Here is a 20,978-nt window from a genome sequence, read left to right on the forward strand (position 1 = left end):
CCGCAAAAGTTGTTACTGCGTTTTTTTACAAAGCGCTTGCAATCTGTGCTATAACATACAACCTGCCAGCACAGTGTCTTAATTTTTTAATTATGGCATAGTTTTTAAATTAGCTTTACTTTAAACCAATTGAAGCCCTTAGTTGTGAATTTTAAACGCTGTAATATAGCTATGGTTTTTGTTGCTGCCCTGGTGCTGTTTATGTGCGGCAAATTAACTGCGCAGAGCCTTAGCTTTGGGGAGCCTGTTGAGTTTATGCCCGGCGCAACCACAGACAACGCTGTTGACATTACTAATTATAAAGGGGGCTTTTTTGTATCGTGGAAGGAGATAGGAAAAACGGGGAAAATACACCTCAGGTATCTGGGCAAACAATATGCGGCTATAGCCTCGCAGCACGAAGAACAACTATCTGACGCGCAAAGCAATTTTGCCCCGGTATTCAGTAAGTTAAACGGCAGGCTTTATCTATCATGGATAGCTGCCGACGGAACCTTCAAGTACATAATAAACGCCACAGATACCAGCTTTAATACACAAAAGGTTTACACAGCGGTGCTAAATGCTAAATTAACATCCGGCGTAACATCAGCTGCATTGGGTAACCGCCTGATGATCACCGGACACGGCAATGCTAAAAATCAAATGGTGTATGCACTTTTTGACGTAGATGCCGACGGCACCTTCACTAATGCCACAATAAAGGCTATTCCGAATGTGAAAAGTGCTGATTACCCATTTCTTGTATCGTTAAACAACACAAGCGCGCGGATAACTTATAAAGGTTTCGGGGAGAATAAAACCTATTATATGGATTACCAGGCAGGTACAGACGCCTGGGCACCGCCTAAAAGCTTCGCAAAATCAAACACAACACCGGCCGTTTACCACGTTTTTGATGCGAACAGGTTGTTTTATATCTGGAAAGGTGCCGGAGATAATCGCCTTAATTATGCAACGGGGCAGAAAGAGGGGCCGCTTACCAATACCATTACATTATCAAACGATTTTACTACCAGGCTGCCGGCATCTATAGCCACTGTTGACGATAAAAAGTTTATCCTGGCCTTTGTTGGCACGGATAAGAAAATACGCCTTAGCTTTTTTACCAGCTATGATCCGGCATCGTGGATAGAGGATGTTTTTTATCCGGAAAAAATGCATTATACGCTGAAAGACATTGTTATACCCGGCTCGCATGATGCGGGAATGTCTGTACTTACCGCAACCGGCGGGCAGCAAAAAGGCACTATTAACGAGTGTAATACACTTACCCAATCGCAAAATATAAAAACACAGCTTGACCAGGGAATACGCATGTTTGACCTGCGTATTGGCGAGTTCAATAAAGAACTATACACCAAGCACAGTTCGTCTGATTGTATGAGCGAGGCTGTAGGGGGCGGCTATGGCGAAAAGTTTGATGACGCTTTGAGTGGGGTAAAACAGTTTTTGCATACCAACAACAAAGAGTTTGTTTTATTGACCCTGACCCATTTTTGCGAAAAGGAAGCTCCGGCGCAAAGGGTAGCTAATGATATGATAGCTAAACTGGGCAAAGACCTGGTATATGTTATTGATAAACCATTGAACGAAGTTACTTTGGCCGATGTGGCCGGTAAAGCAGTACTGTTATTTGAGGGGTATAATACAACCGACAAACTGGTTGGCAGTACTACCATCGGCACCGGCTCAGCAGCTTTCGTAAATTTTCGAAGGGCGTATGCCGCCACCAACGCGCTTAATAAATTACTACAGGGCCAGCAAGCGTTTCTGATTGAAATGACGGGCAAGGTTAAAAACAATGATCTGGTACGGCTTGACTGGCAACTAACACAAGCGGCCGACGAAGCGGCGCTGGTATGTAATGACTTTCAGGATGAGCGGATAAGCCCCATTGTTAATGGCGCTATCCTTTTAACCAACCTCATTCGCAAAAATAAAAGCATTCGCGACCTTGCCCTGTATGGCAACAAATCCCTTCCGCTTAAATTAAAAGAGTGGGCGGGCGATGGCACCATCAATAAAAAAAACAAGCCCAACATTTTATATGTAGATATGGCGGGCGCCTGGATAACCGATTACTGCGTGGAATTGAATAAAAGCGCTATTTACACTAAATAGCTTATATTGTTGTAGGATGATAAAACGTGTACTGATAAGCTTTTTGTTATTGATGGCATTAAAGGCTGCCGGGCAAGATACCCATTATTGGGCGGCCAACTTTTCTGCAGGTAGCTTTGTAATGCCGGGCGGCGTGGTAGCCAATAATCGGGATAGTGGTGTGGTATTTTATAATCCGGCCTTGCTGGCCTATTCTCTAAAAAACTCGGCGGCTATTAGCGGTAACTTATACCAATGGCAGCTCATCAACGTAAAAGACGGTACAGGGGTTAATAAAGACCTGCGCTCTGTGTACGCTAATATTATTCCGGTTACGGGTTCGGGCACCTTGCACCTGGATGTAGGCAAAGCATTTACCATTGGTTACGCCTTTTTGCATGACCCGGAGATCAACTACCAGGCTAACCAGCAAGGCAACTCAGACATTGACATCCCCGACTTAAATAACGCCCCCGGCAAAGAGAGTTTTTTGGGCCAATACTCCGTACAAAACAAATCAAGCTATACATCAAGTTTACTAAGTGTTGGTTTTAAGGTTTCTGATAAGATAGCCCTGGGTTTTACAGGCGAGGCTGGGTTGCGCCATTATTTTTTTAGCGGTTATTACAGCGCCAGGGCTTTTAGAAATAACATGCGCGATAACGCCTTAAATTATGTAGCAACACACGAGGGCTATCAAGCCGACTTTTTTCACCTGGGTATGCGTTTTAAAGCAGGAATGTCATACGATGATGGAAGCAATCATCTGGGTCTGGTAATAACCACCCCGCTTATGCGCTTATACGGCAATGGTACTGTATTAAGCGACGTAGAGCTCAACAACCTTCGCCCATCACCTACGGAGCGCCCCATTAACCTGCTTGCCAATGCCCGGCAAACCAGCATGGCGGCAACCTGGAAAATGCCCGTTAGCGTAGCCTTGGGCTATGCCCGCGACTTTAACAACAATAAAGGGCAAATAAACTTTACTACCGAGTATTTTAAGGACGTGCCGTTCTACAATATCCTTACGCCAACCAAAGATTACTTTGCCAGGGGCAGCAATATTGCATCTATTTATACCCCCGACCAGCTTAAGCTAACAGATGCCCGCAGAGCGGTAATAAACTTCGGCGTGGGAGTAAGTTATCTTTTAAAGCCTAACCTAACCGGCTACGCATCCATACGGACAGATATGAGCTATGCCAGCGATGCTTTGAACCAGGGCAACACGGGTTACCCATACAACACTACCAACTGGAACAACATTCGCTGGCAATTGGGCACCAATGTAAAAAAGCGCAAGTTTAACCTGCGCACAGGCTTTATGTTTGCTTACGGCAGCACCAATAACTATAAGCAATCCATCAACTTTGATACCCCAACAGAACAGAATATTTTGCAGGGAGAGCTGCTTAAAACCAAAGCCAGCCATTTTTCTATGGGGCTGTTGTTTGCGTATATCTACAATTTTTAGTTTGGCGTTATACAAAAAACTACAACAAATAATTAAGTTTGTATTGAACCTATAAGCATCAGGCTTTATGAACAAAAAGATATACTTGCTTATCGCAGCACTTGCTGCGGTAATGACCACCAACGCGCAAAATATGACCACCAGTCCGCAGATAAAAACAGCCAATGGCATTGTACAAGGCGTAACCGAAACCAGTGGCATCCGCTCATTCAAGGGTATCCCGTTTGCAAAGCCACCTGTTGGCGATCTGCGCTGGAAAGCCCCGCAGCCTGCTGATAACTGGAGCGGCGTGCTTAAGGCAGATCATTTTGGCCCGCAGGCTATGCAGCAACCATTGTATAGTGATATGATCTTTCGCAGCAACGGCAAAAGCGAAGACTGTCTTTACCTTAACGTTTGGACCCCCGCCAAAGCAGCCGGCGAGAAATTGCCTGTGCTGGTCTATTTTTATGGCGGCGGTTTCCGCACCGGCGATGGTTCTGAAGGGCGGTATGACGGCGAAAGCATGGCCAAAAAAGGCATTGTGGCGCTTACGGTAAATTATCGTTTGGGCGTATTTGGCTTTATGGCTCACCCTGAGCTAACCAAAGAATCTCCGCAACACGCTTCGGGCAATTACGGATTGATGGATCTGCATGCCGCGTTACTTTGGGTTAAAAAGAATATAGCTGCATTTGGCGGCGACCCGGATAAAGTTACCATTGCCGGCGAATCCGCAGGCTCTATGGCGGTATCGGCGCAAATGGCATCGCCATTGTCTAAAGGACTGTTCAGGGGTGCAATTGCAGAAAGTGGCGCATTGCTGGGTAATTTGTCTCCAACACCACTGGCAACTGCAGAGCAGGCGGGTGTAGCCTTTGCCGCAAAAGTTAAGGCAGCAAGCGTGGCGGATCTGCGCAAAATTCCGGCAGACTCTTTATTGAAATGGGGTGCCAGCGGTCGTTTTGGCTGTACGGTAGATGGCTATTTTCTGCCGCAGCAACCACAGGAAATTTTCGCGGCGGGAAAACAGATGCACGTAGCACTTTTAGCCGGATGGAACTCAGCCGAAGGCGATTATAAAAGTATTTTAGGCAGAAACGTTGCGGCTACGCCCGAGAATTACAAAGCGGCCATACAACGTTTATATCCGGATAAAGCTGCTGAAGTGTTGCAGCAATACCCGGCAACTACTAAAGAAGAAATTATCGCATCAGGCAACGCCCTGGCATCCGATCGCTTTATCGCTTTCAGTACCTGGAAACTGATAGATATGCAGGCGCGCACCCAAAGTGCACCGGTATACCGTTATTTATATACCCGCCCGCGCCCTAAATTGGCTACCGAGGCAGAGGCCCCTACCGGCGCTGTGCACTCGGCAGAGATAGAGTATGCTATGGGAAACCTGCACTACAACAAAGTTTATAACTGGACCCCTGAGGACCTTAAAACAGCACAGGTAATGCACGACTTTTTTGCCAATTTTATTAAAACCGGCAACCCTAACGCCAATGGTTTGCCCCAATGGGATACGATACAGGGCAAAGGCACCAAAAAGGTGATGGTACTTGATGCAGACAGCAAAGGTTTACCTGATAATACGGTGGCAAGGTATGCCTTGATGGAGGGGTTGATTAAGTAGGAACTTGTTACGTTCTGGATTACCAGCCGGCAGGGCCACAAGCCGAAGTATAAACCTATTTCCGGGCGAAAGTGGGACAAAAATCCGATATTTTATAAGGTATCTGATAATCAGATTTTTATATGCAATTTACAGCTAAATTTCCTGACGAATAAGTTGTCCCACTTTGTCCCATCCCCCAATAGCAAGGAATTAAAAATCAATTATTTACCCAAAAAAGTGTCCCAGAGTGTCCCATCCTGTCTCACACACGCGCGGGACAAAACATATACAACTTACACTTAAGAAACCGTCAACTCGCCCCGCAGATCCACCTCCATCAGCTCCTTAACCTCCTTAGGGTCGGTAGATTGGCCCAGCAGGTACATCATCTTGGTAACGGCGGCTTCGTAAGTCATATCGTAACCGTTAGCAACGCCTATATCTTTCAATTGCTTGCTGGTTTCGTAGCGGCCCAACTCCACTGTGCCTACTTTACATTGCGATATATCAACTATTACCTTGCCGCTGTCAATAGCCTGTTTAAGCAGGTCTATAAACCATTGGTCGGTAGCGGTGTTGCCGGCACCGAAGGTTTCCATTACGATGCCGCGCACGTCGGCACCTAAAATGGCCTCAACCACCTTTGGTCCAATGCCGGGGTAAAGCTTAAGTACGGCAACGTCATTAGTAAGGTTGTTGTGTACGGTTAAAGGGGCGTCTTTTGGCTGGCGGATATCATTCACGCTAAATCGTAAATGCACACCAGACTCGGCCAGTATCGGGTAATTAGGCGACCGGAAGGCCTCAAACTTAGATGAGTTGTATTTAAACGAGCGGTTACCCCGGAACAGTTTGTAATCAAAATAGATACAAACTTCGGGAACCCGTGCACGGTCGTTCTTTTTGGCGTTGGCTATCTCAATCGCCGTCATCAGGTTTTCCTTGGCATCGGTACGTATGGCACTAATAGGCAGCTGCGAGCCGGTGAAGATGATAGGCTTGGCCAGGTTCTCCAGCATAAAGCTAAGGGCCGAAGCTGTAAAGGCCATAGTATCTGAACCATGCAGTATAACAAAGCCATCAACATCGTCGTAATTGTCTTGAATAAGGCCGGCAAGTTCACCCCATATTTCGGGGTTCATGTTAGATGAGTCTATGATTTCATCAAACGAGTGCACCTTGATCTTACAGTTCAGCTTTTCCAGTTCAGGTACATTATCCATGATCTGCTCAAAGTTGATGGGCTTAAGCACTTTGGTTACAGGATCGGTCATCATACCAATTGTACCCCCGGTATAGATGATAAGTATCTGGCTCATTAATCAGGATAATTTAGTTTATATGCAGGCGTTTGTTAAACACCAAATATTTTCTTTGAATTTGCAGTAGTTATTTCCGCCACGCTTTCTACGTCGGTATGATAGATCTCGGCTAACTTTTGGGCCACGTAGATCAGATAGGAACTTTCGTTAGGTTTGCCTCTGTGCGGAACGGGCGAAAGATACGGAGAATCTGTTTCTAAAACGATATGGCTCAGATCAAATTGAGGTAAAATTTTGTCGAGGCCACCATTTTTATAAGTAACCACGCCGCCTACGCCCAGGTAAAAACCCAGATCAATGGCGTGTTGTGCCTGTTCTGCATTGCCGGTAAAGCAATGGAAAATGCCACGCAGCAGTTCGTCTTTTTCTTCCTCCAACACCTCAAAAACCTCGTTAAAAGCCTCACGGCAATGTATAACTATGGGTAGGCCAACACTTTTAGCCCAGGCTATTTGCTGCTTAAACGCTTTAACCTGATCGGGCAGATTGGTTTTATCCCAGTATAGGTCTATACCGATCTCGCCAATGGCGTAAATAGGGCCAACATCGCTTTTTTTGATGGCATTCAGTTCGGCCTCCCAATCGCCTTTTACCGAGCATGGGTGCATGCCCAGCATGGGGAAGCAAGCGTGAGGATATGCATGCAGCAGCGTATTGATATTACTTACTGATTGTATATCCACATTGGGTAAAAACAGCCGCGTTATACCATTATCAAAGCAGCGCTGCATTAAGGCATCGCGCTTTTCGGCATCCTGTTCATAATATAAATGGGTATGCGTATCGGTTAATATCATGATGCAAAAATAAAAAAAGCCTCCCTGTTTTTACGGGGGAGGCTTGTTATGTTTAAGTAAAAAAGGCTTACGGCTTTTTAGCAACCGCTTTTTTGGCGGCAGGTGCTGCTGCTTTTTTAACCGTTGTTGTTTTTGCTGCTACTTTCTTAGCAACCGTTTTTTTAGCCAAGGTATGCTTAACCGGGCTTACTTTAACCAGCTCAACATCAAACCGCAATGTAGCATACGGCGGAATATCATTACCCGCGCCTCTTTCGCCATATGCTAATTTTGACGGTATAATGAACGTGGCTTTTGAGCCCTCGTTTAACAGTTGCAGACCCTCATCCCAGCCTGGTATAACCTCGCCCCTGCCTAAAGCAAATGATATTGGCTCGTAGGCGCGGCCATCTTGTTTAGTGCCTGATTTAATAGCTTCTGCCTCAATGCTTGTGTCAAAAACCTTCCCGTCAAGGGTACGGCCAAGGTAGTGTACATACACCGTATCACCGGGCAAAGGTTTGCGTTTAATGGTAGCCTGGGTAACTGTGTATTTAAGTCCTGAAGGGGTTGTTTTTAGCAGCAATTTATTATCGGCTATATAAGTTGATGCGATGCCGGCTTCCTGCGTAGCTAATTTAGCAGTAACAGCCCTTTCTTCTTCAAGGGCTTTGTTGCGCTCTGCCATGGCTTCATCCAATGATTGCACTTTTTCAATCTTTAAAAACACCATTAAATTGCTACCCTTAGGGAAGAAGGCAGGGCGTGTCTCTTCCTTTCCGTTAAAGATGCTGTCTGTAGGCACTTTAATAATAACACTATCCTTTACTGCAAGCAGTGGAAATAGATCCATCAGATCGCCGTCAGCAGCGCACCTGGCCTGAAAGGGCCTTCCTACGGCATATGTGCTGGCCAATACAGAATCCTTTTCGGTTTTCTGTACCATATTGAAGGTTATTATTTGGTCAAGCTTTATTTTTTCGCCGGGGTTAGCTGTTACAATACGATAAATAGTACCCTTACTGGTACGCTTAAAACCATCCTGGGCATCGGCGTTAAAAGCAAAAGCAAGCGCAGCTAATACTAAAAAAAACTTCTTCATAATAAAAAAGGCCTTCCATTAACGGAAGGCCGTGGTTTTACTTTTATTTTTTTGGATGAACAATATCAACTAACTCTACATCAAACACCAACGGAGCATTGCCCGGAATTTGCTGATAGCCTCTTTCTCCATAACCTAAGTGAGACGGGATAACTAACGTTGCCTTAGCACCTTTGTTAAGTAACAAAAACCCTTGGTTCCAACCTGGTATAACTTGCTCCTGCCCTGCAGGCATACCAACCGGGATGCGTATAGGCTGAAACTGGCGCATTTCTATGCGTTCAAGCTTTGCTGCAACGGCCTCAGATTTAATGTTGGTATCAAACAATTTGCCGGTGCTCATCAATCTGCCTGCATAATTAACTACAGCTGTATCCCCTGGCGCCATTAGCGGCCCGGTGCCTGCTTTAGTAATTACATAGTATAAGCCCGAGTCGGTTTTGCTTACACCCAGTTTGTTATCAGTAATATATTTTTGGATTTTGGCAGGCTCCTGCTTTTTCACAGACTCAGCCTGACCGCGCATATATGTTGATATGCCGCGTTGAAACACCTCGTCTGTAAGGGTTCCTTTTGGCAGAACTTTAACTATTTTTAGATCATATACAACATACTTGCTGCTTTTAAATTTATCCGGACGTGGCTGGCCGCCTTTGAAAGCGCTGTCTGCCACCGTTTTTATTGTAACACTATCGCCTTCGCCAACCAGTTTGATGCCGTCCATCATATCGCCTTTAAATTGCGGTTTTTCCACTATCAAGTATTGTGGTTGGCTGCCATCATAAGAGTTGAATATTACAGAGTCTGCATCGTTTTTTACTACAACATAAACCGCAACAAAATCGCCTTCTTTAATTTTCGCTGAACTTTTTTCGCTATGTACATCGTATAGAAGTCCGCCCGGTCCTTGTTTAAATCCGCCGTTACAGCTTGCAAAACCTACAGCTGCAAGCGCTAAAAACATTAAGTTTTTTCTCATTTTTATTGAATTAGTAATTTTTTATATTTTGGTAAAATTAATTTGAATTGTTCAACAACCTGTGCAATAGTGTCGGTTGACTGGCCTCCGGCAGCATTGCGATGCCCGCCACCGTTAAAATAAAGTTTACAGATCTCGTTAGCCGGAAAATCACCTTTTGAGCGTAATGATAGTTTTACCTGATCGTCTCGCTCAACAATGAACGCCGCCAGCCGTATACTTGTTATAGAAAGCGCGTAATTTACTATACCCTCCGTGTCGCCTGTGTGTACGTCATAAGCAGCAATATCCTGTTTTTTAAGCACTATTATGGCTGTGTTAAACTCCGGCAGCACTTCCAAACAATTAGTTAGGCAATGGCCAAGCAGGCGTATGCGGTTTTCGGACGCGCTATTGTACACCAATTCATGTATACGCCAGTTAACAGCACCCTTATCAATCAATTCGGCTACCACCCGGTGAACATCAGCCGTTGTATTGGGCAATCTAAACGATGCTGAATCCGTCATTATACCGGTATATAATGCGGTTGCAACATCTTTATTTATATAATCTTTATGGTTTAAAACATTAGCAATAAAATCATAAACCAGTTGCGCTGTTGCGCAGGCGTTAATATTCCAGTGGCGATAGTCATCAAAGTCTGCAGGATCAAGGTGATGATCTATCATTATTTTATAAGCGCCACTTGCACGTACAAGTTCGCCCATATCGTTTATCCTGTCAAGGCTATTAAAGTCAAGGCAAAAAATAAGTGTGGCGTTCTCAATAAGGCTTGCCGACTCTTCCCTGCGGTCTGTAAAAACGATAACTTCTTCGTTGCCGGGAAGCCATGTTAAAAAATCGGGATAATCACTTGGGGAAATAACGTGGACATGATGCCCCAATTGGATCAAATAATTGTACAACCCAAGCGATGACCCAAGGGCATCACCATCTGGTTTATGATGGGTAGTAATAACTATTTTTTGAGGCTGACCCAACAGATCAATCAGCGAGCCCGTATCTAACATTCTCTATTTAAAAAGATGCAAATCTATGTAAATTAAAATGAAAGCATAATTATTTAAATTAAAATGAGAGAGTATTAATGGCGCATTTTTAGTTTTTGCAGGCATCGCCGGCGTCTTTTATAATACACTGTTTGGTCATTTTTACAACCCCACTTAAATATTGGAACGAACTTTGCCATACTTCAATAAAAAATTAAAGAATAATTGGTTATTTGTTAAACTTTTGAGTTTTTCTTGTAATTTCTGTAAATAAGTGATAGTTTTGCATAGTCCCCTATGGCTTAACCTTATTTGCAGTGCAAGATGGCTTAATGCCTAGAAAGAAAAAAAATGAAATTCGCTTATAAAATAATACGTTTTATTATCGCAATAGCTGCGATAGTAATTGTACACGTTTTATTTTTCGTACACCACCCGCCAGAAGTTCAGCTGGCTTTTTTAACACCGGGAGTTACTTTGGTTGGTTATTCTTTAATAAGGGACGAGCTTTACACAAGGCCATCAGCCAAGCTGCTTAGAGAAAGACAATATCATTTATAAGTTCGTCGCCGGCTTCCGTATTTATCTTTTCTATAATTTGCCCCCGCATTAATAATAATTCATTTTTTATTACTGATGATTCTATACGCAGAAATAGCTTTCTGTCGTGTACATAAAGCTCTTTTGTGCGGTTAGCTACTGCTTTGCCTACAATATCCGGCCAATGCGCCACAATTGCTGTTTCGTCAAAACGGCGCTTTATTTTGTAAACCTTGAGCATTTGCTCCAGGGCCTCCTTTAAATACTTGTCGTTTGTTTTACGCATCTACTTCGCCTTGTGCTATTTTAAATAATTTAACAGGAACCTGCATGTCTTCAAATATTTGCTTAACCCTGTTATAGCCCGTATCAGTAATAAATACCTGCCCAAAATCATGGTTAGATACCATCTGCATTAATTTCTCCACGCGCTTATCGTCCAGCTTATCAAAAACATCATCAAGCAGCAATAGGGGCTTAAATCCTTTAGCTTGCTGAAGCAATGTATACTGTGCCAGCTTTAACGCTATTAAAAATGATTTTTGTTGCCCCTGCGATCCGAATTTCTTAATGGGCATGCCATGTATGTAGAACAGCAGATCATCTTTATGAACGCCGCAGGTGGTACGCTCAAGCACTTTATCCTTCTCAGCGCTTTTTCTTAATAATGTTTCAAGGTCGATCTGCAGTAATTGCGACTCATAGATCAATTCTACATTTTCTGCCTCGCCGGTTAAAAACCTGTAATGGCTATTGAAAACCGGGGTAAAGGCCTCCATAAATGCCTTTCGTTTTTCAAATATCTTCTTTCCTGATGAAGTTAGCTGCTCATCAAATATCTCCAGCAGGCTTTGGTCGTATCGCCCGGTATCAGCAGCCGCTTTCAACAGCGCATTACGGTTAATCAACACCTTATTATAGGCAATTAATTCGTCAAGATAGCCGTTGTCTGTTTGCGATATAACATTATCAATAAATTTGCGTCTTTCCTCGCTTCCCTCCACAATAATACTCACATCATTAGGCGACACCATTACCAGCGGCAGCAAACCAATGTGATCTGCCAGGCGCGGGTAGTCTTTTTTGTTCCGTTTAAATTGCTTTTTTTGATTGCGCTTTACGGAGCATGCAATAGCTTCGGTTTGCCCGTTGCGGCTAAATGTTCCTGTTATTATAAAGAAATCGGCATCCTGCTTTATCTGCTGGCTATCAATGGGGTTAAAATAGCTTTTACACAAAGCCAGGTAATGTATGGCATCAAGCAGGTTGGTTTTTCCGGCACCGTTATCTCCTAAAAAAGCATTTACGCCATCGCTCAATAACAATCCGGCTTCGGTGTAATTTTTAAAATTGATAACAGAAAGTTGCTGTAAATGCATAAAGAAAGTTCAAATTTAGTAATTACAAGCGGGCTTTAGCGTAGTATAGCACTTAAAAGCAGGCTGTATACTTAAAATAAAATGCTATTGCTAAAGCTTTTTAAAAAGTGTAGTTTTGCAAACTTTAATTTAGAATAACAATGTCAAAAACCCAACAAAGTGCCCAAAAACCATTGAATGATAAAGGTTTGGGTAACGTAAGTAGTTTTACAAGGGAAAACCAAAAAAGTTTAACATTTATAGTAGCAGCAGTTGTTGTTATGATAGCTGTATATGTGCTTTACCAAAAACTATATTTAGCACCTCGCGAAGTTACCGCATCAACACAAATGCGTGTGGCGCAGGAGTCATGGGCTAAAAAAGATTGGGATAAAGCAATTAAGGGCGATGCCGGTTACCCGGGGTTTGAAAAAATAATAAGCGAATATAGCAACACCAAGGCGGCTAACCTGGCTAACTTTTATTTAGGTGTAGCTTATCTTAATAAAGGCGAATACCATAAAGCGATTGACTACCTAAGCGATTACAGAGGGGATGACAGCATGATAGCCGCAGAGGCTTTAGGCAGCACCGGCGACGCGTACGTGGAATTAAAAGATTACGAGAACGCTACATCGTACTTTAAAAAAGCGGTAGATAAAGCCGGTAACGACTTTTTATCGCCGCTATATTTGAAAAAACTGGGTCTTGTTTACGAAGCAACCAACAAAAACGCGGATGCTGCGGATGCTTATAAAAGTATAAAGAAGGATTACCCAACCAGCACCGAAGCGCAAAGCATTGATGCTTATATAGCGCGTGTAGAAGCGAAGTTGTAATTGATTTCGAATTTCGGATGTTCAATTTCGAATTTGTTTAATTGTTAAATACTAAACTATAGTTCAATGATAGATTTACGATTCCGGATACTGTTAAATCCGAAATCGTAAATCCGAAATCCGAAATCAAAATGGCTACCCAGCTAAAAAATTTATCAGATTTTTCAGGAACAACCATCCCATCGGCAGCACCTTTTAGTTTTGCTATTATTGCTGCGGAGTGGAATACCGAGGTTACTTTAGCGTTGTACAATGGCGCCTACCAGGCTTTGGTTGATAACGGTGCCTTGCCGGAAAATATACAGGCACACTGGGTACCCGGTAGTTTTGAATTAACAGCAGCGGCTGACATGGTTTTGAAGGCCACCGCAGTAGATGCCGTTATATGTTTGGGCTGCGTTATACAAGGCGAAACACGACACTTTGATTTTATTTGCGATGCTGTTGCCAATGGGTTGAGCAACGTTGCCATTAAATACTCAAAACCTGTTATATTTGGAGTGCTTACCCCCGATAATCAGCAGCAAGCCGTTGACCGCGCGGGTGGTAAACACGGCAATAAAGGGATAGAGGCCGCGGTAACTGCCATAAAAATGACAGCGCTTGCTAAAACCTTAGGCATATAATTTGCGTATAATTAGAAAATTCCCCAACGAATGAAAAAAATTGCGTTTATATTGCTTGTTGTGGTTGCGCTTGGCACCATAGCTTCCTGCTCTAACAGGCTGTGCCCGGCTTACAGTACCTACCCACGCGGCCGCAGATAATCTTACATATTTCTTTTCATGGTGCAATTGCGTAAGGTTTGACTTTGCAATTACCGAGAACAATTTGCCCGTTTTTATATTTGTAACATTATGAATTGGACACAATTGGAATCGCCGGAACAGCTGAATCAAATTAAGCAACAGCAAGGCTACGCGCTTATTTTTAAGCACAGCACCCGCTGCTCCATCAGTATGATGGCAAAAAGACGCTTTGAGTTAGACTGGGAGGATCTGCCTGCCGATATGCCCCTTTACTTTCTTGATCTTATCCGCTACCGCGATATTTCTAACCAGGTAGCCCAAATATTCCAGGTTCATCACGAATCGCCTCAATTGTTACTGATAAAAGACGGCGAATGCATCCTCGACCAGTCGCACGGAGGCATATCAGTTGAGGAAGCAATTGGCGAAATTGGGGATTAATATTCCCAACGGCAGCGCGCGTTAAAATTGTTGAATCAGTTTACCAGCCAAAATCAATTGTTTTTTTTACATCCGGATGCAGGCTTACCGCAACCGGACAGGTAGTAGCAGCGTGTTCTAAAATTTTAACTTCTTTTTCCGAATAAGTTTTCGGGAATTTTAGCGCAACCACAACTTCGGCAACACGACGCGGGTTAGGAGCCATTATTTTGGTTACTTCGGCAGTGGTGTTGTTTATGTCAATACCATGCGTATCAGCTGCTATCCCCATAGTGGTTAATATACAGCTGGCCAACGCTTCGGCTAAAAGATCTGTTGGCGAAAAAGCCTCACCCTTTCCTTTATTATCAACCGGTGCGTCTGTTAAAATAGTAGTGCCGGATTGTATGTGTGTCGCCTCGGTTCTCAATCCGCCAAGGTAGGTAGTATTTATAGTTGCCATAATAAATGTAAATATGGAGCAAATTTAATTTTATAGCGATGGGTTTCAAAATTTGCGCGATGTAAACATATGAATAAAGCATAGGGCTGTGCTATACCCTCCCCTGGCAGGGTGTAGGGGGGTGAGTCCGCGGTGCTAACCCCTTCCCGCCACCTCACAGACAGCCGCACCCTTCCCCAAGGAAGGGGTTTGTTTCAAACCCATCGCTATAAAAAATCTTTCCTTTAAGTATTACCTTCAATACTAATAGTTCCCTACAATTGTTAACATATCCCCACAAAAACTTTTGCCTGCTGCTAAAATAATTTATACATTACGAAAACTTTAGCACCCCCACATGCTTTTAACAGGCAACTATCAGCATTTTTCTTTTGATCTGTGGCTCACGCTTATACGCTCAAATCCGGCATTTAAAGAACAACGGGCAACGTATTTTCATCAACATTTTAATTACCGTAACCTGCCGCTTGATGGTGTTAAGCACACTTTCAGGCAGGTGGATATTATGTGTAATCTGATCAATGAAAAAACCGGAAAGAATATTGACGCGGATGAGATGTACCTGATGGTACTTAGCATAATGAATGATGGGGATGCCAGAGTATGGCAAATTGATATAGAAAAGGTTTACACAGATATGGAAGCGTTGGTTTTTGAATACCTGCCGCAGGCTTTTTGCGACCGCACTTTGGCCACTCTTGCCCATATTAAACAAAATACCCAGGCCACCACGGGCATACTCAGCAATACCGGTTTTATTAAAGGTGTAACATTACGCAAGGTTTTAAATCAAATTGGTATAGATAGGTATATTGATTTCCAGCTTTACTCTGATGAAGTTGGGATGTCAAAACCAAATCCGCAATTGTTTAAAATGATGCTTGACCAACTGAGCGCTCATCATACGCAAATAGACGTGACCCGTGTTATACACATAGGCGATAACGCCATTGCAGACGTAGGCGGAGCTAAGGCCGTAGGCTTGCAAAGCTGCCTTATCAACTCAAACAACATTTACCTCCCTGATATAATTAACAATGCACATCACCTACTCGCTACATAATATAAGCACTACGGCCGATTTTGGCTTTAGTGCTGCAGATTACAGCCGGTTTAAGTTTGGCGATGGTGAAGTTGCCCGCCACTTTGGCGCGGCACTGGCTGCCGGCTTTATAAAAGAACATTTGACGGGCTTTTTAGGGCACGAGCAAATAGTTGTTATTTCCAGCCCGTATTCGTTCATTCCAACCGCAACCTTTACACTAAAAAATCATTTTGTATCTACCATAAACCGTTGGCTTGCGCGCCACAATATGCCTGTGGTGCAGGAGTGTAAAGTGCACAGAACTATTACCTATAAAGAAGATTACGGCGAGCTGGATGCCGAGCAGCGTTTGCAACTCATAGGTAACGATTCTTTTCACATTGATAAAATGTTTTTAACGGGTAAAACGTTAGTGTTTTTAGATGATATTAGAATTACCGGCGGGCACGAGCGCATGATCAAAAAAATGATTGAGGAGTATCAACTGGATAATCCGGTTTATATGCTTTATTTTGCCGAGCTTGTAAATCACAACATACACCCCAGCGTTGAAAATTATTTGAATTATTTTAGCGTTCAAACTATTTTTGATCTGGATGATATTATAACCAGCGGCAATTTTTGTATCAATACCCGCATAGTTAAATACATACTAAACTATGAGCACGAAAGCTTTTGCGTGTTTTTGCAGAACAAAAGCGAGGCATTTATAAACGAACTATACGATATGGCGCTGGGCAACAGCTACCATACAATGGAAAGCTACCAGCCCAATTTAAATTATATTAAAAACCAATTAGTTACCAATATTAAAAAGTTAGCATAACACTATGGCTATAAATTTGCAAAAAGGGCAGCGCGAATCTATTTCGGCCCCAAAGTTTACCATCGGTTTAGGATGGGATACCAACAGTTCATCAACCGGTGCTGCATTTGACCTTGACGCATCCATTTTTATTATGGGTGATAACAAAAAGCTTTTAAGCGACGAACACTTTGTTTTTTACAATAATCTAAAATCGCCTGATGGTGCTGTTGAGCATACCGGCGACAATTTGACCGGAGACGGTGATGGTGATGATGAGCAGATCAAGATCGATCTTTCTAAAATATCGCCGCAGGCATCAGAGATTTGTATTGTAGTTACTATACACGAAGCAGCTAACCGCAGGCAGAATTTCGGCCAGGTGCGCAATTCGTTTATCCGTATATTTGATACAGGAAGCAATGCGGAGTTGCTTAAGTACGAGCTGGAAGAAGATTTTTCTATTGAAACGGCGGTTGAATTTGGCCGGATCTACAAGCGTAATAACGAGTGGAAGTTTGAAGCTGTTGGAGCCGGCATGAAAGGCGGCCTGCAGGATTATTTAAACAAATACAACTAAACCTAAACAGCAATGGCAATCAATTTAGAAAAAGGGCAGCGCATTAGCCTTGAAAAAAGCAACGGCAGCAAGCTGCAAAATATATGTGTAGGCATTAACTGGGGCGCTATAGAAAAAAAAGGACTGTTTGGTTTCGGCGGTAAAAAAGAAGCTGTGGACCTGGATGCAAGCTGCGCACTATTTAATGAAGGCAAGGGGCTGCAAGAGGTAGTTTACTTCGGCAACTTAAAATCAAAGAATGGATCAGTAAAACACAGTGGCGATGACCTTACAGGTGACATGGGCGGCGACGACGGTTTAGATAACGAAGTTATAACTGTTGACCTTGGCGCATTGGAGCCAACCACAACCTATGTGGCTTTTGTATTAAACAGCTTCCGCGGACAGGATTTTGGCAGCATACCATTTGCATCATTGCGTGTTTACGAAGGAACACCGAAACGCGTTAACGAAGTGTTTGCTACCTATAACATTGCCGGCGGCAACTTTGCAGGGCATGTATCTATGGTGTTAGGGGTATTTTACAAACGTAATGGCGAATGGAAGTTTAACGCCATAGGCGAGCCTACAAAAGACAAAAAATTACAAGAAACCGTTCAAACGGTTACACAACAATATTTATAGTAGAAGCAATGGAACCTACACCAAACAGTACCGAGCAGGTTGTTGCACCAATAACAGCCGTAAAGCTGATAGACAAAGAGGGTAATGTTGACCTTACGCAGGCCACGCCCGAGGATATAAGCAAATACTCGGCTTTAAGCAAAGACCTAAGTCCCGCTGATGCTAACTCCATATTAAACTATGGCGTTGAGGTACAAAACTCTATGGAACGGTACAGTAACCAGTTCCTGTCATCGGTACGTACCTACAACTCTGGCGAGGTTGGCGGCTTGATCAACGAGCTATTGGTTGAGCTGAACTATATTGACGTTGATGAACTGGAACAAAACTCATTCAAAACGTTTTTATCAAAGATCCCTTTCATCAAAAACCTGGTTACAGACGTAAAAAAAATGTTCCAGAAGTATGATCTGGTTGTTAACAACGTAGATAAGATCACCAACAAGGTAAAAGCGGGGCGCTTAAACGCGATAAAAGACAATAGCTCGCTGCAAACCATGTTTGACAGTAATGTGCAGTACATCCACCAGATGGAAGAACTGATCATATCCGGTCAAATGAAATACAAAGAGCTGATGGAGAAGCTGGACGAAATGGAAGCCAACCCTACAGCGTACCAGGATTATGAAATTGCCGATCTGCGCGAGTTTTGCAGCCGTTTGGATAAGCGCCTGGCTGATATGAAGATAGTAAGGTTTATTATGCTGCAATCATTAGCGCAAATACGCGTAGTGCAGAACAATAATACATCTATTGCAGAAAAAGCGCAATCAATTGTATCAACAACCATCCCGGTTTGGAAAAATCAGCTTACTATTGCAGTAGCTTTACAAAGGCAAAAAGCCAATGTAGAGATGCAGCGCAAAATATCTGATACTACTAACACCATCCTGCAAAAAAATGCCGACCTGTTAAAGCAGAACAGTATTGATGTTGCTAAGGAGAATGAAAAAACAGTGGTGTCAATAGATACGTTAAAACGTACTACGCAATCGCTAATTGAAACGCTGAACGAGGTAAAACAAATACACGAGCAAGGCACACAAAACCGCAAGTTATTAAATACCGAATTACAAACCCTGGAAACCGAATTAAGAAAGAACGTAACCAACGTAAGCTGATGATGCTGCATGGATGACAACCCGATATTACGCGAGTCGACAAGATTATTAAATAAACTACACCTTTTATCCGCCTTTTTTGAAGACGAAATAGTTTATAAGATCTACTTGCGTACACAGGTTATTCATCGTTTGTACGAAACTAACGCGGAGCTGGACATTAACAAGCTGGAGCTGTTCCATGTGCAGTTTACTTCGGCGGTAATTGATCTGCTTAAAAAAATAAAGAAGATCAATGAGCGCAATACGTCTTTGCTGTTTGAAGAGATACAGCTTAACAAAGATCTGATCCAAAGTGTAAAGGACAGCGATTTTAATTTTGCGGATTTTAATAACGACAAGCAACGGCAGGCCCTGCGCATCAATACGTCATTACGCAAACTGTATGAGCTGCTATCTGCTGATGGACAAGAGTATCCCTTTGCTAAAAACATAAACGCCTTTAGCGCTCGTTACGCGCAGGATTATTTTTTTGATATCAGCACGGAAATGCTGGGCGACCTTACCGCTTACCAGCCAGCCGAAGTTTACACCAACGCCAGCGCCGTTATTGAGCGTAAGTTAATGGGGAAGGCCTGCAAGCACGATTTCCGTACGGAGTTTTACTGCGGGCTAAAAACCGGCAACCTGGCGCTTGAGGTTTATAAGTTTATTGACGAGGACACTTATTACCTGTTCTACCCTTCGCGCCATTTGTTTTTGCTTTGCGATGCTGCCGTTTTAAATACGATTGACCAGGCCACGGAAGTAACCCGCAACGAGCGCATAATACAGGAACTATTAGACAAAAACGACCAACTGCAAAGCAGCGCGAGTTTAGCTCGCATCAATATCCCGCAAGAGGTAAGCTCCCTGTTAGCAGAGAATTATAAAAAAATTACCGATATTAACTTCCTGCAAAATATTGCCGGCTTTGACGCGCAGGCAAATATTTTAAAAACCATGCTGAATACCGATATCATTTAGCATATTGTAACAGATATTTGTATTGTTGGTCTAACACAAAAATATAGCTTAATACATGGACATTTTACATTCGCTTTTAGGCGAAGACATAAAAGCAGGATTGCTTATTATATTAAACCTGATAGTTATTGAAAGCCTTTTATCTGTTGATAACGCCGCGGTACTGGCAACAATGGTGCTTGACCTGCCTAAAGAGCAGCGCAATAAAGCATTACGGTATGGTATTATCGGGGCCTATGTTTTCCGCGGTATTTGCTTACTGCTGGCGTCGTGGCTGGTTAAGGTGTGGTGGTTAAAACCATTAGGCGGTTTGTACCTTATTTATCTGGCATTTAGTTACTTCAAAAATAAATCTGCAGAAAAAGGTGAGGAAGAAGCTGTTAACAAAGACGAAAGCTGGTTGTACAAATCAACAGTCGGACTGATCGGGCCGTTTTGGGCCACGGTGGCGCTGGTTGAGTTAATGGATCTGGCCTTTTCTATTGACAACGTTTTTGCGGCCGTAGCATTTACAGACCACGTGTTTTTGATCTACACCGGTGTTTTCATTGGCATACTGGCCATGCGTTTTGTGGCACAGGCTTTTGTAAAGCTGATGGAGAAGTTTACCTTTCTAGAAGCCATTGCTTTTATAGTGATCGGCGTGTTAGGCATTAAGCTAACATCATCAATTATTACTGACCCTTCATCATTTTTCTACTCAAATACACCGTTAACCCATGCTATTGCTGGTGAACAAATGGATATGTATGTGTCTATCTTCACCGTAGTTATATTTATACTGCCTGTATTATCTTCTATACTTTTTAACTATCCCAGAAAAAACATTACCAAACCCGAAGTTGCTGAAGCAGCAGAGGATGTTTTGGATAAGAGTTAGGCACAACAATAACAAACTTCAATGTCGTTTCGATAGAGCACGTGCGGAAAGGCTGAGAAGAGCGCGAAAGAGAAATCCTTTCGAAGCGACCGGCGGCTAATCAATTTGAAAAGATTTCTCTTTCGCGCAGCCGCACAGTCCCACCCCGCTCAATCGAAATGACAACGAGGTTTAATTTTCACCTCATAGGATCGTATCCCTAAAACTCTCAACTTTTCCCCATAACTTTATACC

At 43.1% G+C, this 20,978-nt stretch carries 21 protein-coding genes; 13 read left to right on the forward strand and 8 right to left on the reverse strand.

Features of this window, described 5'->3' with window-relative positions:
* The first annotated feature begins 129 nt into the window (after positions 1-129).
* The 3 genes from ACFQZS_RS18695 to ACFQZS_RS18705 all read left to right on the forward strand — a co-directional run bounded on the left by ACFQZS_RS18695 (position 130) and on the right by ACFQZS_RS18705 (position 5,201).
* A complete protein-coding gene (locus tag ACFQZS_RS18695) occupies positions 130-2,124 on the forward strand; it encodes a hypothetical protein (RefSeq protein WP_377102537.1) in 1,995 nt (664 codons plus the stop codon).
* A gap of 16 nt (positions 2,125-2,140) precedes the next feature.
* Positions 2,141-3,580, forward strand: a complete 1,440-nt coding sequence (locus ACFQZS_RS18700; RefSeq protein WP_377102538.1) for a hypothetical protein — start codon at positions 2,141-2,143, stop codon at positions 3,578-3,580.
* 67 nt (positions 3,581-3,647) lie between these two features.
* Positions 3,648-5,201 (forward strand): carboxylesterase/lipase family protein, encoded by a 1,554-nt coding sequence (locus ACFQZS_RS18705; protein ID WP_377102539.1) that lies wholly within the window; start codon positions 3,648-3,650, stop codon positions 5,199-5,201.
* Positions 5,202-5,482: 281 nt separating this feature from the next.
* On the opposite strand, the gene ACFQZS_RS18710 is transcribed toward ACFQZS_RS18705, so the two are convergent.
* From ACFQZS_RS18710 to recF, 7 genes are all read right to left on the reverse strand, one after another.
* Positions 5,483-6,502, reverse strand: a complete 1,020-nt coding sequence (locus ACFQZS_RS18710; RefSeq protein WP_377102540.1) for an asparaginase — start codon at positions 6,500-6,502, stop codon at positions 5,483-5,485.
* Positions 6,503-6,537: 35 nt separating this feature from the next.
* Complete coding sequence (locus ACFQZS_RS18715; protein ID WP_377102541.1) at positions 6,538-7,302, reverse strand: TatD family hydrolase; 765 nt, start codon at positions 7,300-7,302, stop codon at positions 6,538-6,540.
* Between the two features lie 67 nt (positions 7,303-7,369).
* Positions 7,370-8,383, reverse strand: coding sequence for an FKBP-type peptidyl-prolyl cis-trans isomerase (locus ACFQZS_RS18720; protein ID WP_377102542.1), 1,014 nt, complete (start codon positions 8,381-8,383; stop codon positions 7,370-7,372).
* Between the two features lie 43 nt (positions 8,384-8,426).
* Positions 8,427-9,362: an FKBP-type peptidyl-prolyl cis-trans isomerase gene (locus ACFQZS_RS18725; protein WP_377102543.1), complete on the reverse strand. Its 936-nt coding sequence runs from the start codon at positions 9,360-9,362 to the stop codon at positions 8,427-8,429.
* 2 nt (positions 9,363-9,364) lie between these two features.
* On the reverse strand, positions 9,365-10,375 hold the full coding sequence (locus tag ACFQZS_RS18730) for a DHH family phosphoesterase (protein WP_377102544.1): 1,011 nt from the start codon (positions 10,373-10,375) through the stop codon (positions 9,365-9,367).
* Positions 10,376-10,889: 514 nt separating this feature from the next.
* Complete coding sequence (locus tag ACFQZS_RS18735; RefSeq protein WP_377102545.1) at positions 10,890-11,180, reverse strand: DUF721 domain-containing protein; 291 nt, start codon at positions 11,178-11,180, stop codon at positions 10,890-10,892.
* On the reverse strand, positions 11,173-12,273 hold the full coding sequence (recF, locus tag ACFQZS_RS18740; protein ID WP_377102546.1) for a DNA replication/repair protein RecF: 1,101 nt from the start codon (positions 12,271-12,273) through the stop codon (positions 11,173-11,175). Before recF ends, ACFQZS_RS18735 begins: the two co-directional genes overlap by 8 nt.
* A 140-nt stretch (positions 12,274-12,413) precedes the next feature.
* On the opposite strand from recF, the gene ACFQZS_RS18745 reads away from it, so the two are divergent.
* The 3 genes from ACFQZS_RS18745 to ytxJ all read left to right on the forward strand — a co-directional run bounded on the left by ACFQZS_RS18745 (position 12,414) and on the right by ytxJ (position 14,281).
* Positions 12,414-13,091 carry a tetratricopeptide repeat protein gene (locus ACFQZS_RS18745; RefSeq protein ID WP_377102547.1) on the forward strand — a complete coding sequence of 226 codons (678 nt, stop codon included), beginning with the start codon at positions 12,414-12,416 and terminating at the stop codon, positions 13,089-13,091.
* Positions 13,092-13,222: 131 nt separating this feature from the next.
* Positions 13,223-13,717, forward strand: a complete 495-nt coding sequence (gene ribH, locus ACFQZS_RS18750) for a 6,7-dimethyl-8-ribityllumazine synthase (RefSeq protein WP_377102548.1) — start codon at positions 13,223-13,225, stop codon at positions 13,715-13,717.
* A gap of 231 nt (positions 13,718-13,948) precedes the next feature.
* Complete coding sequence (gene ytxJ / locus ACFQZS_RS18755; RefSeq protein WP_377102549.1) at positions 13,949-14,281, forward strand: bacillithiol system redox-active protein YtxJ; 333 nt, start codon at positions 13,949-13,951, stop codon at positions 14,279-14,281.
* Between the two features lie 40 nt (positions 14,282-14,321).
* On the opposite strand, the gene ACFQZS_RS18760 is transcribed toward ytxJ, so the two are convergent.
* A complete protein-coding gene (locus tag ACFQZS_RS18760) occupies positions 14,322-14,723 on the reverse strand; it encodes an OsmC family protein (protein WP_377102550.1) in 402 nt (133 codons plus the stop codon).
* Between the two features lie 337 nt (positions 14,724-15,060).
* On the opposite strand from ACFQZS_RS18760, the gene ACFQZS_RS18765 reads away from it, so the two are divergent.
* Genes ACFQZS_RS18765 through ACFQZS_RS18795 form a run of 7 tightly spaced genes read left to right on the forward strand, consistent with a single transcriptional unit; the run spans position 15,061 to position 20,744 of the window.
* Positions 15,061-15,786 carry an HAD family hydrolase gene (locus ACFQZS_RS18765; RefSeq protein WP_377102551.1) on the forward strand — a complete coding sequence of 242 codons (726 nt, stop codon included), beginning with the start codon at positions 15,061-15,063 and terminating at the stop codon, positions 15,784-15,786.
* Complete coding sequence (locus tag ACFQZS_RS18770) at positions 15,761-16,594, forward strand: phosphoribosyltransferase family protein (RefSeq protein WP_377102552.1); 834 nt, start codon at positions 15,761-15,763, stop codon at positions 16,592-16,594. Before ACFQZS_RS18765 ends, ACFQZS_RS18770 begins: the two co-directional genes overlap by 26 nt.
* A 4-nt stretch (positions 16,595-16,598) precedes the next feature.
* Positions 16,599-17,153 (forward strand): TerD family protein, encoded by a 555-nt coding sequence (locus ACFQZS_RS18775; RefSeq protein ID WP_377102553.1) that lies wholly within the window; start codon positions 16,599-16,601, stop codon positions 17,151-17,153.
* Between the two features lie 12 nt (positions 17,154-17,165).
* Positions 17,166-17,777, forward strand: coding sequence for a TerD family protein (locus ACFQZS_RS18780; protein ID WP_377102554.1), 612 nt, complete (start codon positions 17,166-17,168; stop codon positions 17,775-17,777).
* Between the two features lie 8 nt (positions 17,778-17,785).
* Positions 17,786-18,898 (forward strand): toxic anion resistance protein, encoded by a 1,113-nt coding sequence (locus ACFQZS_RS18785; protein ID WP_377102555.1) that lies wholly within the window; start codon positions 17,786-17,788, stop codon positions 18,896-18,898.
* Between the two features lie 9 nt (positions 18,899-18,907).
* The gene (locus ACFQZS_RS18790) at positions 18,908-19,864 is read left to right on the forward strand and encodes a hypothetical protein (RefSeq protein ID WP_377102556.1); all 957 of its coding nucleotides are present in this window, start codon (positions 18,908-18,910) and stop codon (positions 19,862-19,864) included.
* Between the two features lie 55 nt (positions 19,865-19,919).
* Positions 19,920-20,744 carry a TerC family protein gene (locus ACFQZS_RS18795; protein WP_377102557.1) on the forward strand — a complete coding sequence of 275 codons (825 nt, stop codon included), beginning with the start codon at positions 19,920-19,922 and terminating at the stop codon, positions 20,742-20,744.
* The last annotated feature ends 234 nt before the right edge of the window (positions 20,745-20,978 follow it).

Source organism: Mucilaginibacter calamicampi (assembly GCF_042676765.1).
Classification (GTDB): domain Bacteria; phylum Bacteroidota; class Bacteroidia; order Sphingobacteriales; family Sphingobacteriaceae; genus Mucilaginibacter; species Mucilaginibacter calamicampi.